Genomic DNA, 19618 nt, shown 5'->3' with positions numbered 1-19618 from the left:
AGGGCATGAGCATCGTCTACATCACGTGCGGCCTGCCCACGTGCACGACGATCTCGGACTCCGTCAAGTCGGCGGCCGAGACGCTCGGCTGGAAGTTCACGGCGCTGGGCTCCAAGCCGACCCCTGAGGCCATCAAGGCCGCGTGGGGCCAGGCGGTCCGCCTGAAGCCGGACGCCGTCTTCGCCTCCGGCTTCCCGAGCTCGGTCTACGCGCCGGAGCTCAAGCAGCTGGCGGACATGGGCGTCGGCGTGTTCAACTGCTGCGCGCCCGCCGAGGACACGGACGGCATCACGATGCAGGTCGTCACCCCCGAGGACGAGACGGTGCAGGGCAGCTACACGGCTGCGCTCGCGGCGAAGTTCGCCGAGGGGACGCCGAACGTGCTCTACGTCAACCTCCCGGAGTTCGTGACGATCCAGGAGCAGTACCCGCAGTTCCAGGAGTCGCTGGAGGCCTACGCGCCGGGTGCCAAGCAGGCCAAGATCGACATCCCGAACAGCGCGATCGGGACGACCTCGGCCGGCACGATCGTCTCGTACCTGCGCTCGCATCCCGACGTCAACTACGTCGCGCTGTCCCAGGACGCCCTGTCGGCCGGTCTGCCGGCGGCGATGAAGGCGGCCGGTCTCGACGTGCCCTTCTCGGGCAACGGCGGCGGCCCCCAGCCGCGCGAGTTGGTGGCCAGTGGTCAGCAGGCCGGTTCGGTTGAGTTCCCGATCGACCAGGTCTTCTGGACGATGGTCGACGGCTTCATCCGCTGGAAGAACGGCGACTCGCTGCAGCCGGACATCGACGCGCTGAAGCCCCCGCCGTACTTCCTGGTGACGGGCGAGAACGTCGATTCGACGCCGAGCACCATCGTCCCGGATCTCAAGGAGCAGTACGCGAAGCTCTGGGGGCGCTGATTGACGGCGCATGGACCGCGGGGCCTGGACGGCCCGCGGTCCATCGCGACCGAGCATTTCCCACCGACGTTGTTTAAGGGGTACTTCAGTGGCAGAGAAGGCAGACGCGGCACCGGAGCTCGGACTTGAGTTGCTCCGGCGAATGCTGCGGATCCGGCAGTTCGAGCTGCGCGTCCAGGCGCTCGCAGCCTCCGGGGAGCTCCCCGGTCCGGCGCACCTGTACACCGGCCAGGAGGCCGTCGCCGCAGGTGTGTGTGCCAACCTGCGTGACGACGACTACGTCTCCTCCACCCATCGTGGCCACGGCCACGTGGTGGGCAAGGGCAGCGAGCTCGGCCCGTGCATGGCCGAGCTGTTCGGCAAGGCGACCGGCGTCTGCAGCGGCAAGGGCGGCTCGATGCACATGGCCGACATGTCGCTCGGCATCATCGGCGCGAACGGCATCGTCGGTGCCGGGATCCCGATCGCCGTCGGCGCCGCACTGTCGGCGAGCATGCGCAAGACCGACCAGGTCTCGGTCGCGTTCTTCGGTGAGGGCGCCACGAACGAGGGCACCTTCCACGAGTCGATGAACCTCGCCAAGACCTGGAACCTCCCGATCGTCTTCGCCTGCGAGAACAACGGCTACGGCCAGATGACCCGCATGGAGAAGGTCACCGCGACGCTCGAGATGTACAAGCGCGCGGAGGCCTACGGCATGCCCGCCGTCTGCGTGGACGGCAATGACGCCTTCGCCGTCGAGGCCGCGGCCCGTGAGGCCGTGCAGCGCGCCCGCTCCGGTGGCGGACCCTCCTTCATCGAGGCGATGACCTACCGCTGGCGCGAGCACGCGGAGGGCCTGGAGATCCTGTTCACCGGCCTGCGCGATCCCGCGGAGATCGAGGATTGGATCACCCGCGACCCGATCATCCGCCACGGCGCGGCGCTCGAGGCGGCCGGCGTGCCCCGGAGCACGCTCGAGGCGCTCGAGCAGCAGATCTCCGACGAGGCTGACGCGGCGGTCGAGTTCGCGCGCGAAAGCCCGTCCCCGCTTCCGGAGGAGGCGCTCACCGACATCTGGGTGGACGTCGACGACACGAACCTGGCAGGTATGGCATGAGCCGCGCGATCCCCCTGGAGCACCTCGGCACCGCAGCGACGGTCGAGGGCAAGCGCATGATGTTCACCGCCGCCTGCGCGGCGGCGATCCGTGAGGAGATGGAGCGCGACGAGCGCGTCTTCATCATGGGCGAGGACATCGAGGAGGCCATGCTCGGCCGCACCTCGGGCCTGCTGGCCCAGTTCGGCGGCTCGCGCGTGCGCAACACGCCGATCAGCGAGGCCGGCTTCCTCGGCGCCGGCACGGGGGCTGCGGCGACGGGGATGATCCCGATCATCGACATGTTCATGTCGAACTTCCTGTACGTCGGCGCGGACCAGCTGCTCAACAACGCCAACAAGCTCCGCTACATGATGGGCGGGCAGGTGAACCTGCCGATGACGCTGCTGGCCAGCACCGGCGCGCCGGGCGCGACCGCGGCGCAGCACTCGGACGCGCCGTACGCGCAGATCATCAACGGGGGTGGCGTGAAGGTCGTCGTGCCGACCAACCCGGCCGACCTCAAGGGCTTGCTGAAGTCGGCGATCCGCGACCCCAACCCGGTCCTCGTGCTGCTGCCGATGGCCCTCGGGTCCGTGCGCGGTGAGGTGCCGGAGGGCGAGTACCTGATCCCGTTGGGCAAGGGCCGCATCGCCCGCGAGGGCACCGACGTGACGATCGTCGCGATCGGCGCGATGGTCCGCCGCGCGGAGGCCGCCGCGAAGAAGCTCGAGGCCGCCGGCATCTCGGCCGAGGTGATCGACCCGCGCACGCTGCACCCGCTCGACGACGAGCTGATCATCTCGTCGGTCGAGAAGACGCACCGGCTGGTCGTGGTCGACGAGGCGCGGCAGAGCTGCTCGATGGCGTCGGAGATCGTCGCGCGCGTCTGCCAGCAGGCGTTCTCGGCGCTCTCGGACGCGCCCCGGATCATCGCCAACCCCGACGTGCACGTGCCGTACGCGGCCGCGCTCGAGGAGGTCGTGATCCCGCAGGTGGATGACATCATCAACGTGACCACCGACCTCGTGTCGGGTTCGGAGGCCTCCTGATGGCGGACGTGGAGTTCCGGCTGCCCAAGCTCGGCATGTCGATCACCGAAGCGGGCGTGGTCGAGTGGCTCGTGAAGGTGGGCGACACCGTCGAGGAGGGCCAAGCGATGCTCGTCGTGGAGATGGACAAGGCGCAGAGCGAGATGCCCGCGCCGGTGGCCGGCACCGTGATCGAGCTGTCCGCCGACGAGGGCGACGTCGTCGAAGTTGGCGACATGCTGGCCATCATCCGGCCACCGGAGGCCTGAGCCGTGAGCGGTGACGAGCTGAGCGCGGCCCTCGAGGAGCTCGGCCGGACGTTCCACGGGACGATCGTCGCGCCCGGCGACGCCGGGTGGGACGAGGCCCGCGTGTTGTGGAACTCGATGTTCGACCGCCAACCGCTGGCCATCGCGCAGTGCACGGGCGTCGCCGACGTGGTCGACGCCGTGCGCTTCGCGCGGGAGCATGAGCTCCCGGTCAGCGTGCACGGCGGCGGTCACGACGCCGGCGGCAAGAGCATCCTCGACGACACGTTCGTCATCGACGTGGGCCCGATGGACGGCGTCCTCGTCGATCCCCAGGCCCGGACGGCCGTCGTCCAGGCCGGCGCCAAGTGGCGCATCGTCGATCGCGAGGCGCAGCTCCACGGTCTGGCCGTGACGGGCGGCACCGTGTCCGACACGGGCGTCGCCGGCCTCACGCTCGGAGGCGGCATCGGCTGGCTCATGCGCAGCGGCGGGGTGACCGTCGACAGCCTCACCGCCATGACCGCGGTGACCGCGCACGGCGAGGTCATCCGGATCGACCGCGAGAGTCGCCCGGAGCTGTTCTGGGGCATGCTCGGCGCCGGCCCGAACTTCGCCATCGTCACGTCGTTCGAGTTCGTCCTGCGGCCCGTCGGCCCGATCGTCACGGCCGGGATGGTCATGTACGGGGCCGAGCACGCCGCCGACGTCATCCGCCACTGGCGCGACTACATGGACACGGCGCCGGAGGCGGTCGGCTCGATGCTGCTCGTGATGCGCGGCCCCGACGAGCTGGGTCCCGAGCACGGCGGGAAGCTCGTCATCGGCTACATGGTCGTCCACGCCGACGACGGCGACACCGCCCAGCGAGAGCTCGCGCCCCTGCGTGAGTGGGGCGAGCCGCTGCTCGACCTCGTCGCGCCGACCCCGTACGTCGAGGTCCAGCAGGCGCTCGAGCAGAACTGGCCGGAGCAGAAGCGCTTCTACGAGAAGTCTGGCTACGTGACCTCGATCGAGGACGGCCTCGTCGAGGAGATGGTCGCCTGCTTCGCCAGCGCGCCGTTCCCGGCGCAGGGCTCGGTCGCCTACCCGCTGATCTCCGCGATGCCGATGGGCGGCGCGGTCGATCGTGTGGCCGACGACGCGATGGCGTTCCCGCGCGCGGAGTGCGCGTACTGGTGGGACGTCGCCGTGCTGTGGGACAACCCCTCCGACGACCCGGCCTTCATCGCCTGGACCCGCGAGGTGTACGACCGGCTGCTCCCGTACGCGAGCAAGGGCGCCTACATCAACCTGATGGTCGACGACGGTGCCGAGGCCGGCGACTGGCTGCGCTCGGCCTACGGCCCGGACAAGTACGACCGGCTGGTCGCGCTGAAGAACGAGTGGGACCCGGACAACGTGCTGCGCGGCAACAAGAACATCCGCCCGGCGGTCGTGGCATGAGCGACGTGACGGCCGCCGAGCCGACCGTGGTAAAGCTCAGCATGACCGGCCGCACGATCGCGCGGCGCATGGAGGAGTCGTGGAAGGCCCCGGTCTTCCACCTCACCGCCGAGCTCGACGCCGACTCGATGGAGGCCGAGCGCGCCGGCCTCGCCGGCGTCACGCTCACCGACGTGCTGCTGCGGCGCAGCGCCCAGGCGCTCCTGGCCAACCCCGCCGTCAACGCGCACTACGACCCTGAGGGCGTGCGGGCGCTGCGCTTCGACGCGGTCCACATCGGCATCGCCGTGGCCACGGAGCGGGGTCTGCTCGTGCCCGTGCTGCGCGACGTGCAGACGCGGTCGCTGCAGGAGATCGCCGAGGGGCGCCGCGAGCTGGTCGGCCGCGCTCGCGAGGGCCAGCTCTCCGCCGCGGACATGCAGGGCGGGACGTTCTCCATCTCCAACCTGGGGATGTTCGGCATCGCGCGGTTCGACGCGATCCTGAACCTGCCGCAGGTCGCGATCCTGGCCGTCGGCAGCGCCCGCACCCAGCTCGTGCTCGCCGACGGCGTGCCCGCGGAGCGCCGCACGATCGACATGACGCTCACGTGCGACCACCGCGCGATCGACGGCGCGACGGGCGCGACGTTCCTGCGCGACCTCTCGTCGGCGACATGAGCGACGCGGACGCGCTCGCCGCCGTCCTGGAGCGGTTGGAGCGCGTCGAGAGCACGCTCGCGCTGCAGCGGCTCGTGGCGGACTCGACGCTGTGCATGGACACCGGCGACCGGGCGCTGTTCGCGGCCGGCTGGTGGGACGACAGCATCTGGAACCTCGGGCCGCCGTTCGCCCCGTTCGTCGGGATCGAGCGGATCCGCACGGCCGCCGAGGACGTGCTGTGGGGCGCCTGGGCGACGATGCATCACGTCGTCGGCAACATCGACGTCACCCTCTCGCCCGACGACCCCGATGCCGGCGTCGTCGTCAGCTCGGTGACCGCGCTCACCGTCCTGGAGAGCGGTCTCGTCCACGTCGTCGCGGCCGGCTACCGCGACGCCGTCACCCGCCGCGCCGGCGACTGGCGGATCGCCCGCCGCGACGTCACGACCCGCCTGATGGCGCCGCTGCCCGGGGTCGAGGCGCAGACGCTCGAGCAGGTCGTCCGATGAGCGAGGCCGCGATCACGGTCAGCATCGCCGACGGCGTCGGAACGATCGTCATCGACCGCCCCGAGCAGCGCAACGCGCTCAGCGATGAGGTCCTCGGCGACCTGGTCGCGCGCGCCGGCGAGCTGGACGCCGACGACGCGATCCGCTGCATCGTCATCGCCGGCAGCGACAAGGTCTTCGCGTCCGGCGCCGACATCCGCGTGCTGGTCACGCTCGCACCGACGGAGATCTACGACGGCGAGCGCGCCCGCCTCTGGGCTCGCCTGCGCCGCATCGCGACGCCCGTCGTCGCGGCCGTCTCCGGGCTCTGTCTCGGGGGCGGCTGTGAGCTGGCGATGATGGCCGACGTGGTGATCGCCTCCGAGCGCTCGCGCTTCGGCGTCCCCGAGACGCAGCTTGGCCTCATCCCCGGAGCGGGGGGCACGCAGATGCTGCCCCGGGCCGTCGGCAAGGCCACGGCGATGGACATGATCCTGACGGGCCGGCTGCTCTCCGCGCAGGAGGCCGAGCGGGTCGGGCTCGTCTCGCGTGTCGCGCCCGTCGACGGATGGCGCGAGCTCGCCCACGAGGTCGCGACGGTCATCGCCAGCCGTCCGCCGATCGCGCAACGGCTGGCCAAGGAGTCGGTCGATCAGGCCTTCGAGACCGGCCTGCAGGCCGGGATCGTCAGCGAGCGGCGCGCGTTCGGCGTGGCGTTCGGGTCAGACGACGCCCGCGAGGGCCTGACCGCGTTCGTCGAGAAGCGGACCCCCACCTGGAGACACGAGCAGCCGTGAAGCTGATCAACGGAGACCTGGACGGGACCCTCGACGTCGTCGTCGTCGGCTCGGGCGCCAGCGGCCTCACCGCGGCGCTGCGCGCCGCAGACGCGGGCGCGCGCGTCGCGGTCCTGGAGAAGTCGTCCTACCTCGGCGGCACGAGCGCGCTCTCCGGCGGGATGCTGTGGCTGCCCGGCAGCGGCCTGCCGAACGCGATGGAGCCGGAGTCCGACCGCGTGGCCGCCCGCCGCTACCTCGACCGGATCACGTTCGGCCGGGCGAACCCGGCGCTGCTCGACCAGCACATCGCCAACGTGCAGCCGCTGCTGCGCTTCCTCGAGGACAACGGCCTCGTCTTCGACGTCATCAACGCCTTCCCGGACTACGAGGCCGAGATGGACGGCGGCTGCGCGGGCGGTCGCTCGGTCGAGCCGCGGCTCTTCGACAGCACGCCGCTCGGCGACCTCGTCCAGCACATCCGCGACGACCCGCGGCCGCCGTTTCGCCAGTGCGAGTACTTCGAGGAGTGGAAGACGCTGCGCAACATGCCGGTCGAGGAGCTCGCCCAGCGCAAGCGCGACGGCATCTTCGCCCGCGGGATGGCGCTCGTCGCGCCGCTGATCGGCGCGCTCGCGAACAGGGGCGCGACGTTCGCGGTCGACTGCCCCGGTGAGCGCCTGCTCGTCGAGGACGGGCGGATCGTCGGCGTGCGCGCCGGCGGCCAGGACATCGCGGCGCGCGCGGTCGTGCTCGCCGCCGGTGGCTTCGAGTGGAACGACGAGATGGTCGGCCGCTTCCTCTCGGGGCCGATCCAGACCCGCTGCGGGATCCCCAGCAACGTGGGCGACGGCCTGCGCATGGGCATGGCCGTGGGCGCCGATCTGGCGAACATGAACGAGGCCTGGTGGGGCGTCATGGCCGACCTGCCCGGAATCGAGGCCGACGGCGCGCCGGTCGGTCAGCTGTTCACCATCGAGCGCTGCCTGCCGGGCACGATCATCGTCAACCGCCGCGGCCGACGGTTCATCAACGAGTCCAAGAGCTACTACGGCATCGGCAAGGTCTTCGCGGCCTGGGACCAGGTCGAGTACGGGTACGCCAACCTGCCCTGCTACCTCGTCGGCGACGGCCGCTTCCTGACGAAGTACGGGATCCTCGGCCACGACGACCCGGCGACCCTGCCGCCGGCGATCACGTCCGCGCCGACGCTGCGCGAGCTCGCGGCGAAGCTCGACGTCGACCCCGACGGCCTCGAGGCGACCGTCGAACGCTGGAACGGTCCCGCGAGCGAGGGGCGCGACCCCGAGTTCCACCGGGGGGAGTCCGCCTACGAGCACTACCTGGGCGACGACGATGCGCCGCACCCGAACCTCGCGCCGCTGACGCAGCCGCCGTACGTGGCGATCGAGGTTCGCGCCGGCGCGATCGGCACGAAGGGCGGCATCCGCACCGACGCGACGGGCCGCGCGCTCGATCCGTTCGGCGACGTGCTGCCCGGGCTCTTCGCGGTGGGCAACAACTCGGCCCACCCGATCGCGTACGGCTACGCGGGCGCGGGGAGCACGCTCGGCCCGGGCATGACGATGGCCTACGTCGCGGGCGCCACCGCGGTCGCCGCGCTCGCGACCCGCTAGGGCCAGCGCCGTGGACGTCAACGCCCGCGCCGTCACCCAGGCCCTGCTTGGGATGCCCGCCGACGGCAGCCCGGTCGTGCAGATTGCGTTCGTCGTGGCCGACATCCCGACGGCCGCACAAGCCTGGGCCGACACGTTCGGCGCGGGCCCGTTCTTCCGCCTCGGGGACGAGCCGATCGTGCTCGACTACGCCTACCACGGTGGTGCGCGCGCGGAGTGGAGCCACTGCACGAGCGTCGGCCAGTGCGGGCGCGTGCAGATCGAGCTCATGGAGCAGTACTCGGCCTCGCCGCAGCCGCTCGCCGACGCCTTGGCGATCGGGTCGACCGGCCTGCACCACTTCGCGCGGCTGGTGGACGACCTGGACGCCGAGTCCGCCCGACTGGTGGCGCTCGGCTGTCCCAACGAGCTGATCGGCTCGATCCAGGGCCAGGAGTTCCGGTTCCACGATGGGCGCGCCACCGTGGGCTGCCGCCTTGAGTTCTACCTGGGGACGCCCGGCGTCCGGACGTTCTTCGGCGCCGTCCAGCGCGCTGCGGAGGGCTGGGACGGCCGCGACCCTGTGCGCCCGATCGACGCGCTCGACCTGGGCTGACCCTCGCACAAGACGCTCCGTCAGGTGGCGAAGATCCGGTTCAGCGCCGCGGGCACATCGTGGTGGTCTCGCACCGGGCAGACGTGGCCCCGGCCCGCGTGGGCGAGGTCGCGCGCGAGCTCGCCGTCCTGCTCGGCGCTGTCGTCGAAGAGCACGTCGAGGCGCGGCAGCTGACCCACGACGCCGCGAGGGTCCGGGCCGGCGTTGTGCACGCAGTCCGACAGCAAGAGCACCCGTCCCGGGCGGCCGCTGACCCGGCCGAGCTCCTGCGCCGCCAGCTCGAGCGGGAAGGTCACGTTGGTCAGGCCGGCGGGCTGGATGGCGACGAGCTCGTCGATCACGCGCTCATGGCTGGCGTGCTCGCCGAAGCGCAGGACCATCGCGGCGTCCGACCAGAACGCGATGACGGCGAGGTCCTCCTGGCGCAGGCTCGCGGTCAGCGCGCCGACGGCGGCGGCGGCGGTGCGAACGCGCTCACCGCGCATCGAGCCCGACACGTCGACGCACAACACGACCGCCTGGCGCCGCTGACGGCGCTCGCGGACGATGATGTCCTCCGCGGCGAGCGGACGGCGTTCGCTGAGCACGTCGAGCGTGTGGTCGAGGTCGAGCTCGTCGGCACCGCCGCGGTAGGGCACGCTCTCGACCTCGCCGATCCCGCGCCGGCGGTGGATCCGCGGCGGCGGCTGGATGATCAGGCGGGCGGCGATCCCGGTGGCGATCCGGTGCAGCATGGCTCGATCCTCGACGGCCTCAGCGTCCTCGCCGTTGTCCACCGAGGCTCCGTCATCGGTGAAGACGGTCGGCCCGGGATCGCGCGCCGGCCGTCCGCGCGCGCCGCTGGCCAGCCCGGTGCCGCCGGCGCCCGAGCGCAGGTCCGGGGGCTCGGTCAGCGTCTTGGGGCGCGGCCGGTTGCGCCGCGGCGCTGCCGCATGGTCACGGTCGCGCCGGCGTCGCAGCGCGTCCGGATCGTCGTGGTCCAGTGACCTTCAACCTGGCTCGGCGGCGGCGGGCTTCAGGACGAAGTACCGCTCCCAGATGTCGCGCAGCACGAGCTCCGGCGTCGTCCCGCTCGCCTCGTCCAGCAGCAGGCGGCCGGAGAGCGCGACGACCATCACGTCGAAGGCGGCTTCCGCGTATCCCTCGTCCGCGCGCGAGGTGATGCCGCGCACACGGCACAGCTGCGCGAGCATCAGCGCGAGGTCAATCGCTCCACGGACGCTGCTGCCCTGGCGGACGTGCTCGTGGGTGCGCGTCATGCGCGTCACGGCGACGGCGTCGGCGATGATCGCCCGCTGCTGCTCGGTGTCCGGCGCGTCGGTGCGCAGCGAGACGACGTCCCGCTCGGCCGCTTCGTCCTGGTAGCCGATCGTCAGCCGCGCGAGTCGGTCCTTGATGCTCGTCGACAGCCGCGTCGTTCCGACGTTGTCGAACGGGTTCATCGAGCCGACGACGCGGAACGTGGGCAGCGCGTGAACGGTCCCGACCCGTGGCAGCGTGATCTCGCGGTCGGCGATCGCGGTGAGCAGCGCGTTCAGCGTGTCCTCGGGGGCGCGGTTGAACTCCTCGAAGTGCAGGAAGCCGCCGGTGCGCATCGCCTGCACCAGGGGGCCGTCGACAAACGTGTCCGCGCTGAAGCCCTCTTGCAGCACGCGCGCGGGGTCGTGATGGCCCAGCAGCCGGCCGGGCGTGAGCTCGGCGTTGCCCTCCACGAAGACGAGCGGAATGCCCCACGCGCGGGTGATCGCGCGCAGCAGCGTGGTCTTGCTCGTGCCCGGCGGGCCTTCGAGCAGGAGGTCGCGGCCCGTGGCCACGGCGACCAGGATCAGCTCGAGCTCGGCGCTGCGGCCGACGACCTCCTCGCGCACCCGGGCGATCGTCGTGGTCAGATCCTGGCTGCTCGTCATCGCGTGCTGGCTCGCTGGGGGTTCCAATCGACCGTCAACGCCGTGGGGGCGGGGGTGATGATGTTCGCTTCGTACTCGATCGTCTGGTCCGGGAGCCGCAGGTCGGGGAGCCGGTCGATGAGTCGTTCGAGCGCGATGCGCCCCTCGAGGCGGGCCAGCGGAGCGCCGATGCAGAAGTGCGTCCCGACCCCGAACGCCAGATGGTCCGAGGCGGCCGGGCGGTGGAGGTCGAACCGCTCGGGATGGGCGTAGTGCTGTTCGTCCAGGTCAGCCGAGGACGGCATCCAGTAGAGCTTCGCACCCTTCGGGATCGGGACGCCGCCCAGCTCGGTGTCCCTGGTCACGACGCGCATGTTTCCCCGCAGCGGTCCGCGGAACCGGAGCGTCTCCTCGATGGCGTTGTCGATCAGGCTCCGATCGGCCACCACTTCCTCCCAACGTGACCGGTCCTGCAGGAGCAGGCGGACGACCTGCGTGATCAGGATGGCCGTCGTGTCGGTGCCGGCGACGACGAACGCGTGGACGTTGGCCGTGATCTCGTCGTCGGTCAGCGCCGGCGTCCCGTCGTCGGCGACCGAGGTCACGAGGTCGGAGATGAGGTCGTCCGCGGGCTCGCGGCGTCGCTCGTCGATCAGCGTGCGGACGTACTCGTCCGACTCGACCAGGCCGTTCCACAGCCGGACCGCACGCTCGTGCTCCATGCCGGGGATGCCCAGGAGCTCGAAGAAGCTGTCGGTCCAGAAGCGGAACTTCGCCGCGGCCTCGGGCGGGAAGCCGAGGATCGCCGCGATCACGCGGATGGGAATCGGGTTGGCGTAGGCGGTCACCAGGTCGATCCGGCCGTCGCCGGCGAACCCGTCGATGAGATCGTCGGCGATCGTGGTGATCTCGTCCCGCCAGCGGTTGACCCGCTTGGGGGTGAACGCCGGCTGGATGAGCTTGCGCTGCCGCGTGTGGTTCGGGGCGTCGATGTTGCCGATGCTGCGCAGTTCGGGGAACACGCAGCCCGGTGGGACGGTGACCTCATCCGGCACGGGATTGGCCAGCTGGATCGCGCTCGCGTTGGAGAACGTCGTCGCGTCGTGCAGCGCCGCGCGGACGTCGGCGTATCTCGTCACGCACCACATGTCGAGGTTCGGCATGTAGAAGACGGGCTGCTCCGCGCGCGCTCCGGCGAGCAAGGGCCACGGATCGCGGACGTGGTCGGGCACCAGCGGGTCGAAGTCCCAGCGCGGGCATCGTCCCTCGGCTTCGGGATGTGCGGCGATGGCGCTCGACGTGTCGTCCGACATCCCGGTCAACCTATCACGGCGGGTAATGGTGATACTAGATGGGTCGGGATCGCCCTCGTGCGGCAGTTTCGCAGCGGTTCTGCCGCAGTCTTGTCGCACACGCGTCTTGTTCCGTCACACGATCGTCGGGACGGTTGCGCCATGGCCACACGACGCATTCAGACCGGCGAGATCGACGGCGCCGACGAGCCCGACTGGGAGCCCCTGATCGCCCTGATGTCGCCCGAGCTGGTGGGCTGGTTCATGTGGATGTTCCCGGTGACGCTGGCCGACGGCACGCGCGTGGAGGCGTTCAAGCACAGCGCGACCCGGCGTTACCTGTACATCGACGCCGAGCTGCGCGCCTGGGGCTACCGCGAGGACGGCCGCTACGGCCTGCAGTGCTCGCTCGCCCGAACGCTCGAGCAGGTCCTCGCACCCTGGTGGGAGCGCGGCGAGCCCGATCCGGACGACGTCCTGCTCTGCTGGGACGCGATCGAGCGCGCCCGCCGGCTCGACATCGCCCGCTCGCGATGAGCGCGCCCGACCCGCCGCCCACGCGCCCCCCGACCGTTGCTTGTCGGATCGATGTTCGTGGTGACCATCGATCTGACAAGCAACGCGATCGGGAGGTGGCGAAGAAGGCCGCGCGCCAGAATGGCGTGGTGTCGGCGAGGGAGATCGCCGCGATCGGGCTGTCGCCGACGGCGGTGAAGTCGCGCGTCCGGCGCGGTCATCTGCACGTGATGCACTTCGGCGTCTACCACGTCGGTCACGCCAACCCCACCCTCGATGCCTGCTTTCTTGCCGCGGTGAAGGCGTGTGCGCCGACCGGGCACCTCAGTCACTTCGCCGCCTCCGCGCATCTCGGCTACCTCGACTGGGACTTCCGCGCCGTCGAGCTCACGGTCCTCGACACGACACCTCGCGATCGGCCCGGCCTCCTGGTCCATCGCACGACCCGGCTCGACCCGCGCGACGTCACCCTGGTCCGCGGGATCCCCGTCACCACCCCCGCGCGCACGCTCGTCGACCTCGCCGGCACCGTCGACGCGCAGACGCTCAAGCGCGCGCTCCGCCGCGCGCAAGGACTCCACGGCACCACGATCCGCGAGGTCCTGCAGGCGCTCGAACGGGCCGGACGACGCAAGGGCGCCAGAGCGCTGCGCAAGCTCCTGGCCATCGGACCCGCACCCACGCGCACGGTCCTCGAGGACGTCGTGCTCGACCTGATCCTGGCCGCCGGCTTGGAGCACCCCGACGTCAACACGCCGCTCACCCTCGACGGCCGCACCGTCATCCCCGACTTCCGCTGGCCGGACAGACGCGTCGTCGTCGAGGCCGACGGCGGCCCCTGGCACGACACGCCGCTGGCCCGCCACGAGGACGCGCAACGGCAGCGGCTCCTCGAACGCCACGGCGAGCAAGTCGTCCGCGTCACATGGGAGCAGGCGGTCACGCGACCGCGGCAGACGCTCGCGCGCGTGCAGGTCGTCCTAGACTCAACAACGCTCATGATCTCCACCAACCAGTTCAAGAACGGCAACCACATCGACGTGGAGGGGACCGTCTTCAAGATCCTCGAGTTCCAGCACGTCAAGCCGGGCAAGGGCGGGGCGTTCGTGCGCACGAAGCTGCGCCGCTCCTCCGACGGCAACGTCATCGACCGCACGTTCCGGGCCGGGGAGAAGTTCCGCTCGGTGCGCACCGAGGCCCGCAAGATGCAGTTCCTGTACGCCGACGGGACCGACGCGCACTTCATGGACACCGAGTCCTACGAGCAGATGGCCGTCCCGCAGGGCACCGTGGCCGATGCGCTGCGCTGGACGCGGCCCAACGACGAGGTCGACGTGCTGTTCATCGACGGCAACCCGTCCGATCTGCAGCTGCCCTCCAGCGTCGAGCTCGAGGTCACCGAGACCGAGCCGGGCCTGCGCGGCGACACCGCGTCCGGTGGCGGCAACAAGCCCGCGACGCTGGAGACCGGGGCCACGATCAACGTGCCGCTGTTCGTCAACGTCGGCGACCGCGTGAAGGTCCAGACCGCCTCCGGCGACTACATGTCGCGCGCCTAGTCCACCCGTGGCCAGACGCTCCGAACAGCGCCGCGCCGCCGTCTTCGCGCTCTACCAGCACGACGTCACCGGCCGGCCGCTGTCCGACACGCTCGACGGCGACGCCGCCCTGTTCACCCGGTCGCTCGCCCACGCCGCCGAGGACTACACGCCCGACACGGACGCGATCATCGCGCGGCTGGCCAAGGGCTGGACGGTGGAGCGGATCGCCCCGCTGGAGAAGGCGATCATGCGGGTGGCGCTGACCGAGATGCTCCATCCCGACGCGATCCCGGGCGACAGCCCGATCCCGCCCGAGGGCGCGATCGAGGAGGCCGTCGAGACCGCGAAGACCTACGCCGGCGCGCAGTCGCCGAAGTTCGTCAACGGCATCCTCGGCGCTGCCCTCCGGGAGATGCGCGAGGATTCCGCGCGATGACCGAGCTCGACAACCTCATCCATCGCCTCGAGCGCGCGGCCGAGCAGCTGCGCTCCGGGGAGCTGTCGACCGACGCCGCCGCGACCCTCGTGGAGGACTGCGCCGCGCTGGCCTCCGAGGCCAGCGCCGAGCTGGAGCGTCAGTCCCGTGCGGCCGCCTCCGAGGTGCCGCCCGGCCAGGACGCGCTGCTCTGAGCGCGCCAGACGCTCAGTACCCCGACGACCTGCGCCAAGAGGTCGAGGCCTACCTCGACGCCCTGCGGTTCGTCGACGCCACGCCCACCCAGGGCCTCGAGGACGCCATGCGCTACAGCCTCCTGGCCGGCGGCAAGCGCATCCGTCCCGTCCTGGCGCTGGCCACCGCGCGCGCCCTGGACCAGACCACCGCGCACGTCCTCCCGATCGCCGCCGCGATCGAGCTGATCCACACCTACTCGCTGATCCACGACGACCTCCCGGCGATGGACGACGACGATCTGCGCCGCGGCCGGCCCACGCTGCACAAGGCGCACGGGGAGGACGTGGCGATCCTGGCCGGCGACGCGCTGTACGCCGAAGCGTTCCGCCACGTGCTCACCCACCAGGCCGGCGAACCCGCCCATGTCCTGCAGGCATTGGCGCATCTGGCCACCGCCACAGGCGTGAACGGCATGGTTGGGGGGCAATGGCTTGATGTGGCCTCCCAGGATGTCGACCTGCGCACGTTGCACGCGCTGAAGACCGGCCGCCTCATCGGCGCGTCGATCGAGTGCGTGCTGCTGCTCGACGGGCGCGACGTCAACCGGTGGGCCCCGTTCACCGCCGAGCTTGGCGTTCTCTTCCAGATCGTGGACGACATCCTCGACGTGACGGGCACCGACGACGCCCTCGGCAAGCCCCAGGGATCCGACGAACGCCAGGGCAAGCGCACCTACGTCAGCGAGTTCGGCCTCACCGAAGCTCGTACCATGGCTCAACGCTCACACGCGACCGCACGCGACGCGCTGGCTGCAGCAGCGCCCGGCGGAGCCCCTGAGCTCGAGCAGATCACCGACTTCATCTTCACCCGCACCTCGTGACCCGCATCCTCGACTCCATCGACCAGCCCCAGGACCTCCACGGCCTCAGCGACGAGGAGCTCCAGCAGGTCGCCCAGGAGGTGCGCGAGCACATCATCGACACGGTCGGCGAGATCGGCGGCCACTTCGGCGCCAACCTCGGCGCCTGCGAGCTCGCGGTCGCGCTGCACTCGGTGCTCGACTCGCCCAAGGACAAGATCCTGTGGGACGTCGGCCACCAGGCCTACCCGCACAAGATCCTCACCGGCCGCCGCGACCAGCTGGCCACGATCCGCCAGTACGAGGGCCTCGCGCCCTTCTGCGCGATCCACGAGTCCGAGCACGACATCATGGGCGCCGGCCACGCGTCGACCTCGATCGGCTACGCGGTCGGCCTCAAGGAGGCGATGCGCCTGCGCGGCGAGCCGCTGGCCAAGCAGGGCCGGGTCGTCGCGGTGATCGGCGACGGCGCCATGACCGGCGGCGTCGCCTTCGAGGCGATCCACCAGGCCGGCGGCCTGGGCACCCCGATGGTCGTGGTGCTCAACGACAACGGCATGTCGATCGCGCCCAACGTCGGCGCGCTCAACCGCTACTTCAACCGCGTGCGGATGAACCCGAAGCTGTACCGCACCCGCGAAGGGGTCGAGGAGCGCCTGACCAAGCTCCCCGCCGGCATCGGCGCCGCCTTCGAGCGCATGGGGCCGCAGCTGAAGGAGTCGATCAAGGCGTTCTGGGCGCCCGGGCTGTTCTGGGAAGAGCTCGACTGGGCCTACATGGGCGTGATCGACGGCCACGACGTCCACGCCGTGCGCGAGGCGCTGACCGAGGCGCTCGACGCGCAGCGCCCGGTCGTCGTGCACGTGGCCACGGTCAAGGGCAAGGGCTTCGAGCCCGCCGAGCTGGGCGGCCTGGAGGGCATGGAGCAGTGGCATGCCGCCAAGCCGAACTCGATCGAGAACGGCGCCCCCGCGGTCGCCATCAAGCCCAAGACGACGGCCAAGCCCGCCCCGCCGCAGTACACGACGGTCTTCGGCAACGCCCTCGTCGCCGAGGTCGAGCGCGACCCGCGCATCGTCGGCATCACCGCCGCGATGAACTCCGGGACCGGCCTGAACATCCTCCAGAAGGCGCTCCCCGAGCACTACTTCGACGTCGGCATCGCCGAGCAGCAGGCGGTCCTGTTCGCCTCCGGCCTCGCGCTCGAGGGCGCCAAGCCGGTGTGCGCGATCTACTCGACCTTCCTGCAGCGCGGCTACGACCAGATCGTCCACGACGTCGCCCTGCAGAACCTCAACGTCGTCTTCGCGCTGGACCGCGCCGGCCTGGTCGGGGACGACGGCCCGACGCACCACGGCGTCTTCGACATCGCCTACCTGCGCCCGCTGCCCAACATGGTGCTGATGGCGCCCCGCGACGAGGCGCAGCTCGTGCACCTGCTGCACACCGCGCTGACCTACGACGACGGCCCGGTCGCCCTGCGCTACCCGCGCGGCGAAGGCGTCGGCGTCGAGCTGCCCACGACCCCGCAGCGGATCGAGATCGGCACCGGCGAGATCCTGCGCGAGGGCGAGCGCGTGGCGATCGTCGGCTACGGCGCCGGGGTGGCCAAGGCGCTGGAGGCCGCGGACCTGCTGGCCGAGAACGGCATCGACGCGACGGTCGCCGACGCGCGCTTCGCCAAGCCGATGGACCGCGCGCTGCTGGCCCAGCTGGCCGCCGAGCACGACCTGCTGGTCACCGTCGAGGAGGGCGTCCTGACCGGCGGCTTCGGCTCCGGCGTGTGGGAGACGCTCAACGACGCCGGGCTGACCGTGCCCCGCATCCTGCGCGTGGGCCTGCCCGACCGCTACGTCACGCACGGCAAGCCGGCGCTGCTGCACGCCGAGGTCGGCTTCACCGGCGAGCGCATCGCCGAGCGGATCGAGTCCGCGCTGCGCGACCCGCGCACGGCCCTCGCCGGCCGGTGAGCGAGCTCGATCCGCAGGTCGCGGCACAGCTGGCCCGCCAGCTCGCCGCTGCGGCGATCGACGATCCCGTCGCCGCGCGCGCCGCCTACGAGGCGAGCACGGCCGACCTGGCCGGGACGCCGGCCTCCGTCGCACGGGTCGAGGACGTCGCCGGTCCGCCCCGGATGCGCGTCTACACGCCCGCGGACGCGGTCGGGACCGTGCTGTTCCTGCACGGCGGCGGCTGGGTCGTCGGCTCGATCGACAGCCACGACCGCGTCACGCGCCTGCTGGCCAACGCCTCGGGTGCGCGGGTCGTCGCCGTCGACTACCGCCTCGCGCCCGAGCACCCGTTCCCGGCGGCGATCGAGGACGCCGAGGCCGCCTTCGCGTACGTGCGCGACACGTTCGGCGGTCCGATCGCGGTGGCCGGCGACAGCGCCGGCGCCACGCTGGCCGCGGTCCTGGCCCGCCATCATCGGGCGGACATCGCCCTCCAGGGCCTCGTCTATCCCGTCCTCGACGGGCGGATGGAGAGCGACACGCACGTCGCGTTCGGCGACGGTCGCTACGGGCTCAGCAACGCCGGGATGCGCTGGTACCGCGACCTGTACGCGCCCGGCGACCTCGACGATCCCGACGTCTCTCCGCTGCGGGCCACCGACGATCTCTCCGATCTCCCGCCCGCCGTCCTGCTGCTGGCCAGCCACGACATCCTGCGGGGCGAGGGCGAGGCCTACGCGGAGAAGCTCACGGCCGCCGGCGTCGACACCCGGCTGACGATCTACGACGGCACGGTCCACGGGTTCCTGCGGTGGACCGGCGTCGCCGACATCGCGCGCACCGCGATCGCCGACCTCGGCTCGTCGGTCGCGACGGCGCTCGGTCGAGGCTAGGCGGCGACCAGCCCGGGCGCGCACCCGCGCGCCCAGTCCATCGCCTCCAGATGGGCGACGGCGAACCGCTCGGGCGTGACGCCGATGTCGTCCGGCGTCCACGCATCGCCCTGCTCGTGGGCGATGATGACGTTCAGCGCGCGGCCGTTGGGGCCCTCGCGGTGGAGCAGCGCGTCGCGGTGCTCGTCGGCCAGCGGGAGCTCCTCGAGGATGTCGTCCATGCTCACGCCGAGCATCGCGTCGACGACGGAGAAGAGCCCGACGATGAACGCGCCGTCGGGGGCCTCGTCGCCGCGGGCGGCCGACAGGCGCTCCAGCAGCCGGGCGCGGATCAGCGCGGTGGGCAGCAGCTCGTCGCAGGAGGCGGGCAGCCCGGCCAGGATGATCAGCATCGCCCACTGGCGCACGGTCCGCTCGCCGAGCATCACGAGTGCCTCGTGGACGGTGCGGATCTGGCGGTTGGTCGGGAAGGCGGCGGAGTTGAGCAGCCGCAGCAGGCGGATCGTCAGCCCCGGATCGTGGGAGACGATCCGCTCCAGCTGCTCGAAGCTGAGGTCCTCGACGGTCAGCTCGGCGGCGGCGCGCAGGGCGTCGGTGGCCGAGGTGCTCGGCGCGCGCCCCTCGACGAGCTCGGGCTTGCAGAAGAACCAGCCCTGGAACAGGTCGAAGCCGAGGTCCAGGCAGGCGGCGAACTCGGCCTCGTCCTCGACCTTCTCGGCCAGGAAGAGGCCGGTGAACCCCGCCGCGCGGATCTGGCGCATCTGGTCGCGCAGGCCGTCGACGCCGTGCTCGCGGAAGTCGAGCTTGACGATCCGCGCGATGTTCAGCAGCGGATCGGCCTCGGGCGTGTAGGTGAAGTCGTCCAGCGCGAGCGTGTGCCCGTTGGCGACCATCTGGGCGCATCGCTCGACCAGCTCGGCGTCGATCAGCTGATCCTCGAGCAGCTCGATCACCAGCTGGTCGGGGCCGAAGGGCAGCGGACGCAGCTCCAGGAGCATCCGGCGGGTGACGTTGATCCCGGCCCAGCGGCCGCCGACGACGGCCCGGATGCCGAGATCGACGAACGACGTGATCAGGACGTGCGCGGTGGCCTGCTCGTCATCGACGACGAGCGCACGCTCGCGATCGTGGGCCCGGAACAGCAGCTCGTACCCATGAACGGTGCGGTCGCGATCGCAGATCGGCTGGCGCGCGACGATGACCGGAGGACCCGCCATGCCT

General features: G+C 71.4%; 21 protein-coding genes. 17 read left to right on the top strand and 4 right to left on the bottom strand.

All coding sequences use genetic code 11. The annotated features are described in order from the left end of the window. The first annotated feature begins 5 nt into the window (after window positions 1-5). From ACZ5UI_RS10380 to ACZ5UI_RS10335, 10 genes are all read left to right on the top strand, one after another. Window positions 6-905, top strand: coding sequence for a sugar ABC transporter substrate-binding protein (locus tag ACZ5UI_RS10380; protein ID WP_464196941.1), 900 nt, complete (start codon window positions 6-8; stop codon window positions 903-905). 142 nt (window positions 906-1047) lie between these two features. Continuing rightward, entirely contained in the window at window positions 1048-2004 is a 957-nt protein-coding gene (locus ACZ5UI_RS10375; RefSeq protein WP_464196939.1) for a thiamine pyrophosphate-dependent dehydrogenase E1 component subunit alpha, read from the top strand. After that, window positions 2001-3035 carry an alpha-ketoacid dehydrogenase subunit beta gene (locus ACZ5UI_RS10370; protein WP_464196937.1) on the top strand — a complete coding sequence of 345 codons (1035 nt, stop codon included), beginning with the start codon at window positions 2001-2003 and terminating at the stop codon, window positions 3033-3035. Before ACZ5UI_RS10375 ends, ACZ5UI_RS10370 begins: the two co-directional genes overlap by 4 nt. After that, window positions 3035-3283 carry a biotin/lipoyl-containing protein gene (locus tag ACZ5UI_RS10365; protein WP_464196935.1) on the top strand — a complete coding sequence of 83 codons (249 nt, stop codon included), beginning with the start codon at window positions 3035-3037 and terminating at the stop codon, window positions 3281-3283. Before ACZ5UI_RS10370 ends, ACZ5UI_RS10365 begins: the two co-directional genes overlap by 1 nt. 3 nt (window positions 3284-3286) lie before the next feature. Continuing rightward, complete coding sequence (locus ACZ5UI_RS10360; RefSeq protein WP_464196933.1) at window positions 3287-4708, top strand: FAD-binding oxidoreductase; 1422 nt, start codon at window positions 3287-3289, stop codon at window positions 4706-4708. Continuing rightward, complete coding sequence (locus ACZ5UI_RS10355; RefSeq protein ID WP_464196931.1) at window positions 4705-5367, top strand: 2-oxo acid dehydrogenase subunit E2; 663 nt, start codon at window positions 4705-4707, stop codon at window positions 5365-5367. Before ACZ5UI_RS10360 ends, ACZ5UI_RS10355 begins: the two co-directional genes overlap by 4 nt. Beyond that, window positions 5364-5858: a nuclear transport factor 2 family protein gene (locus ACZ5UI_RS10350; RefSeq protein WP_464196929.1), complete on the top strand. Its 495-nt coding sequence runs from the start codon at window positions 5364-5366 to the stop codon at window positions 5856-5858. Before ACZ5UI_RS10355 ends, ACZ5UI_RS10350 begins: the two co-directional genes overlap by 4 nt. Continuing rightward, on the top strand, window positions 5855-6634 hold the full coding sequence (locus ACZ5UI_RS10345; protein WP_464196927.1) for an enoyl-CoA hydratase-related protein: 780 nt from the start codon (window positions 5855-5857) through the stop codon (window positions 6632-6634). Before ACZ5UI_RS10350 ends, ACZ5UI_RS10345 begins: the two co-directional genes overlap by 4 nt. Continuing rightward, entirely contained in the window at window positions 6631-8250 is a 1620-nt protein-coding gene (locus ACZ5UI_RS10340) for an FAD-dependent oxidoreductase (protein ID WP_464196925.1), read from the top strand. Before ACZ5UI_RS10345 ends, ACZ5UI_RS10340 begins: the two co-directional genes overlap by 4 nt. A gap of 10 nt (window positions 8251-8260) precedes the next feature. Next, window positions 8261-8845 (top strand): VOC family protein, encoded by a 585-nt coding sequence (locus ACZ5UI_RS10335; protein WP_464196923.1) that lies wholly within the window; start codon window positions 8261-8263, stop codon window positions 8843-8845. 20 nt (window positions 8846-8865) lie between these two features. Here the strand turns inward: ACZ5UI_RS10335 and ACZ5UI_RS10330 are convergent, their stop codons facing one another. From ACZ5UI_RS10330 to ACZ5UI_RS10320, 3 genes are all read right to left on the bottom strand, one after another. Continuing rightward, complete coding sequence (locus ACZ5UI_RS10330) at window positions 8866-9579, bottom strand: vWA domain-containing protein (protein WP_464196921.1); 714 nt, start codon at window positions 9577-9579, stop codon at window positions 8866-8868. A gap of 255 nt (window positions 9580-9834) precedes the next feature. After that, on the bottom strand, window positions 9835-10752 hold the full coding sequence (locus tag ACZ5UI_RS10325; protein WP_464196919.1) for an AAA family ATPase: 918 nt from the start codon (window positions 10750-10752) through the stop codon (window positions 9835-9837). Beyond that, window positions 10749-12044 (bottom strand): cytochrome P450, encoded by a 1296-nt coding sequence (locus ACZ5UI_RS10320; protein ID WP_464196917.1) that lies wholly within the window; start codon window positions 12042-12044, stop codon window positions 10749-10751. Before ACZ5UI_RS10320 ends, ACZ5UI_RS10325 begins: the two co-directional genes overlap by 4 nt. A gap of 141 nt (window positions 12045-12185) precedes the next feature. Here ACZ5UI_RS10320 and ACZ5UI_RS10315 point away from each other — a divergent pair, with 141 nt between their 5' ends. The 7 genes from ACZ5UI_RS10315 (at window position 12186) to ACZ5UI_RS10285 (ending at window position 18397) form a co-directional block, all read left to right on the top strand. Then, window positions 12186-12560, top strand: coding sequence for a hypothetical protein (locus ACZ5UI_RS10315; protein WP_464196915.1), 375 nt, complete (start codon window positions 12186-12188; stop codon window positions 12558-12560). Between the two features lie 128 nt (window positions 12561-12688). After that, window positions 12689-14098, top strand: a complete 1410-nt coding sequence (gene efp / locus ACZ5UI_RS10310; protein WP_464196913.1) for an elongation factor P — start codon at window positions 12689-12691, stop codon at window positions 14096-14098. Window positions 14099-14105: 7 nt separating this feature from the next. Beyond that, window positions 14106-14516 carry a transcription antitermination protein NusB gene (locus tag ACZ5UI_RS10305; RefSeq protein ID WP_464196911.1) on the top strand — a complete coding sequence of 137 codons (411 nt, stop codon included), beginning with the start codon at window positions 14106-14108 and terminating at the stop codon, window positions 14514-14516. Then, window positions 14513-14710: a hypothetical protein gene (locus tag ACZ5UI_RS10300; RefSeq protein WP_464196909.1), complete on the top strand. Its 198-nt coding sequence runs from the start codon at window positions 14513-14515 to the stop codon at window positions 14708-14710. Before ACZ5UI_RS10305 ends, ACZ5UI_RS10300 begins: the two co-directional genes overlap by 4 nt. After that, on the top strand, window positions 14707-15573 hold the full coding sequence (locus ACZ5UI_RS10295) for a polyprenyl synthetase family protein (RefSeq protein WP_464197802.1): 867 nt from the start codon (window positions 14707-14709) through the stop codon (window positions 15571-15573). The genes ACZ5UI_RS10300 and ACZ5UI_RS10295 overlap by 4 nt, the downstream gene beginning before the upstream one ends. Then, entirely contained in the window at window positions 15570-17522 is a 1953-nt protein-coding gene (gene dxs / locus ACZ5UI_RS10290) for a 1-deoxy-D-xylulose-5-phosphate synthase (protein WP_464196907.1), read from the top strand. Before ACZ5UI_RS10295 ends, dxs begins: the two co-directional genes overlap by 4 nt. Further along, window positions 17519-18397, top strand: a complete 879-nt coding sequence (locus tag ACZ5UI_RS10285; protein ID WP_464196905.1) for an alpha/beta hydrolase — start codon at window positions 17519-17521, stop codon at window positions 18395-18397. The genes dxs and ACZ5UI_RS10285 overlap by 4 nt, the downstream gene beginning before the upstream one ends. Here the strand turns inward: ACZ5UI_RS10285 and ACZ5UI_RS10280 are convergent. Continuing rightward, complete coding sequence (locus ACZ5UI_RS10280) at window positions 18394-19614, bottom strand: EAL and HDOD domain-containing protein (RefSeq protein WP_464196903.1); 1221 nt, start codon at window positions 19612-19614, stop codon at window positions 18394-18396. The two genes, ACZ5UI_RS10285 and ACZ5UI_RS10280, sit on opposite strands and share 4 nt — an antisense overlap. Between the last annotated feature and the right edge of the window lie 4 nt (window positions 19615-19618).

This window comes from Conexibacter sp. JCM 18997 (assembly GCF_055391915.1).
Note: the sequence above shows the minus strand (reverse complement) of the source record. Positions and strands in the feature narration are given on the sequence as shown.

Bases quoted from the DNA above. Each gene is read 5' to 3' on its own strand.
- ACZ5UI_RS10300 (WP_464196909.1), top strand. From the start codon at position 14,513: ATGACCGAGCTCGACAACCTCATCCATCGCCTCGAGCGCGCGGCCGAG.
- ACZ5UI_RS10320 (WP_464196917.1), bottom strand. From the start codon at position 12,044: ATGTCGGACGACACGTCGAGCGCCATCGCCGCACATCCCGAAGCCGAG.
- ACZ5UI_RS10330 (WP_464196921.1), bottom strand. From the start codon at position 9,579: ATGCTGCACCGGATCGCCACCGGGATCGCCGCCCGCCTGATCATCCAG.
- ACZ5UI_RS10380 (WP_464196941.1), top strand. From the start codon at position 6: ATGAGCATCGTCTACATCACGTGCGGCCTGCCCACGTGCACGACGATC.
- ACZ5UI_RS10350 (WP_464196929.1), top strand. From the start codon at position 5,364: ATGAGCGACGCGGACGCGCTCGCCGCCGTCCTGGAGCGGTTGGAGCGC.
- ACZ5UI_RS10355 (WP_464196931.1), top strand. From the start codon at position 4,705: ATGAGCGACGTGACGGCCGCCGAGCCGACCGTGGTAAAGCTCAGCATG.
- ACZ5UI_RS10325 (WP_464196919.1), bottom strand. From the start codon at position 10,752: ATGACGAGCAGCCAGGATCTGACCACGACGATCGCCCGGGTGCGCGAG.
- ACZ5UI_RS10365 (WP_464196935.1), top strand. From the start codon at position 3,035: ATGGCGGACGTGGAGTTCCGGCTGCCCAAGCTCGGCATGTCGATCACC.
- ACZ5UI_RS10315 (WP_464196915.1), top strand. From the start codon at position 12,186: ATGGCCACACGACGCATTCAGACCGGCGAGATCGACGGCGCCGACGAG.
- ACZ5UI_RS10375 (WP_464196939.1), top strand. From the start codon at position 1,048: ATGCTGCGGATCCGGCAGTTCGAGCTGCGCGTCCAGGCGCTCGCAGCC.
- ACZ5UI_RS10280 (WP_464196903.1), bottom strand. From the start codon at position 19,614: ATGGCGGGTCCTCCGGTCATCGTCGCGCGCCAGCCGATCTGCGATCGC.
- ACZ5UI_RS10345 (WP_464196927.1), top strand. From the start codon at position 5,855: ATGAGCGAGGCCGCGATCACGGTCAGCATCGCCGACGGCGTCGGAACG.
- ACZ5UI_RS10370 (WP_464196937.1), top strand. From the start codon at position 2,001: ATGAGCCGCGCGATCCCCCTGGAGCACCTCGGCACCGCAGCGACGGTC.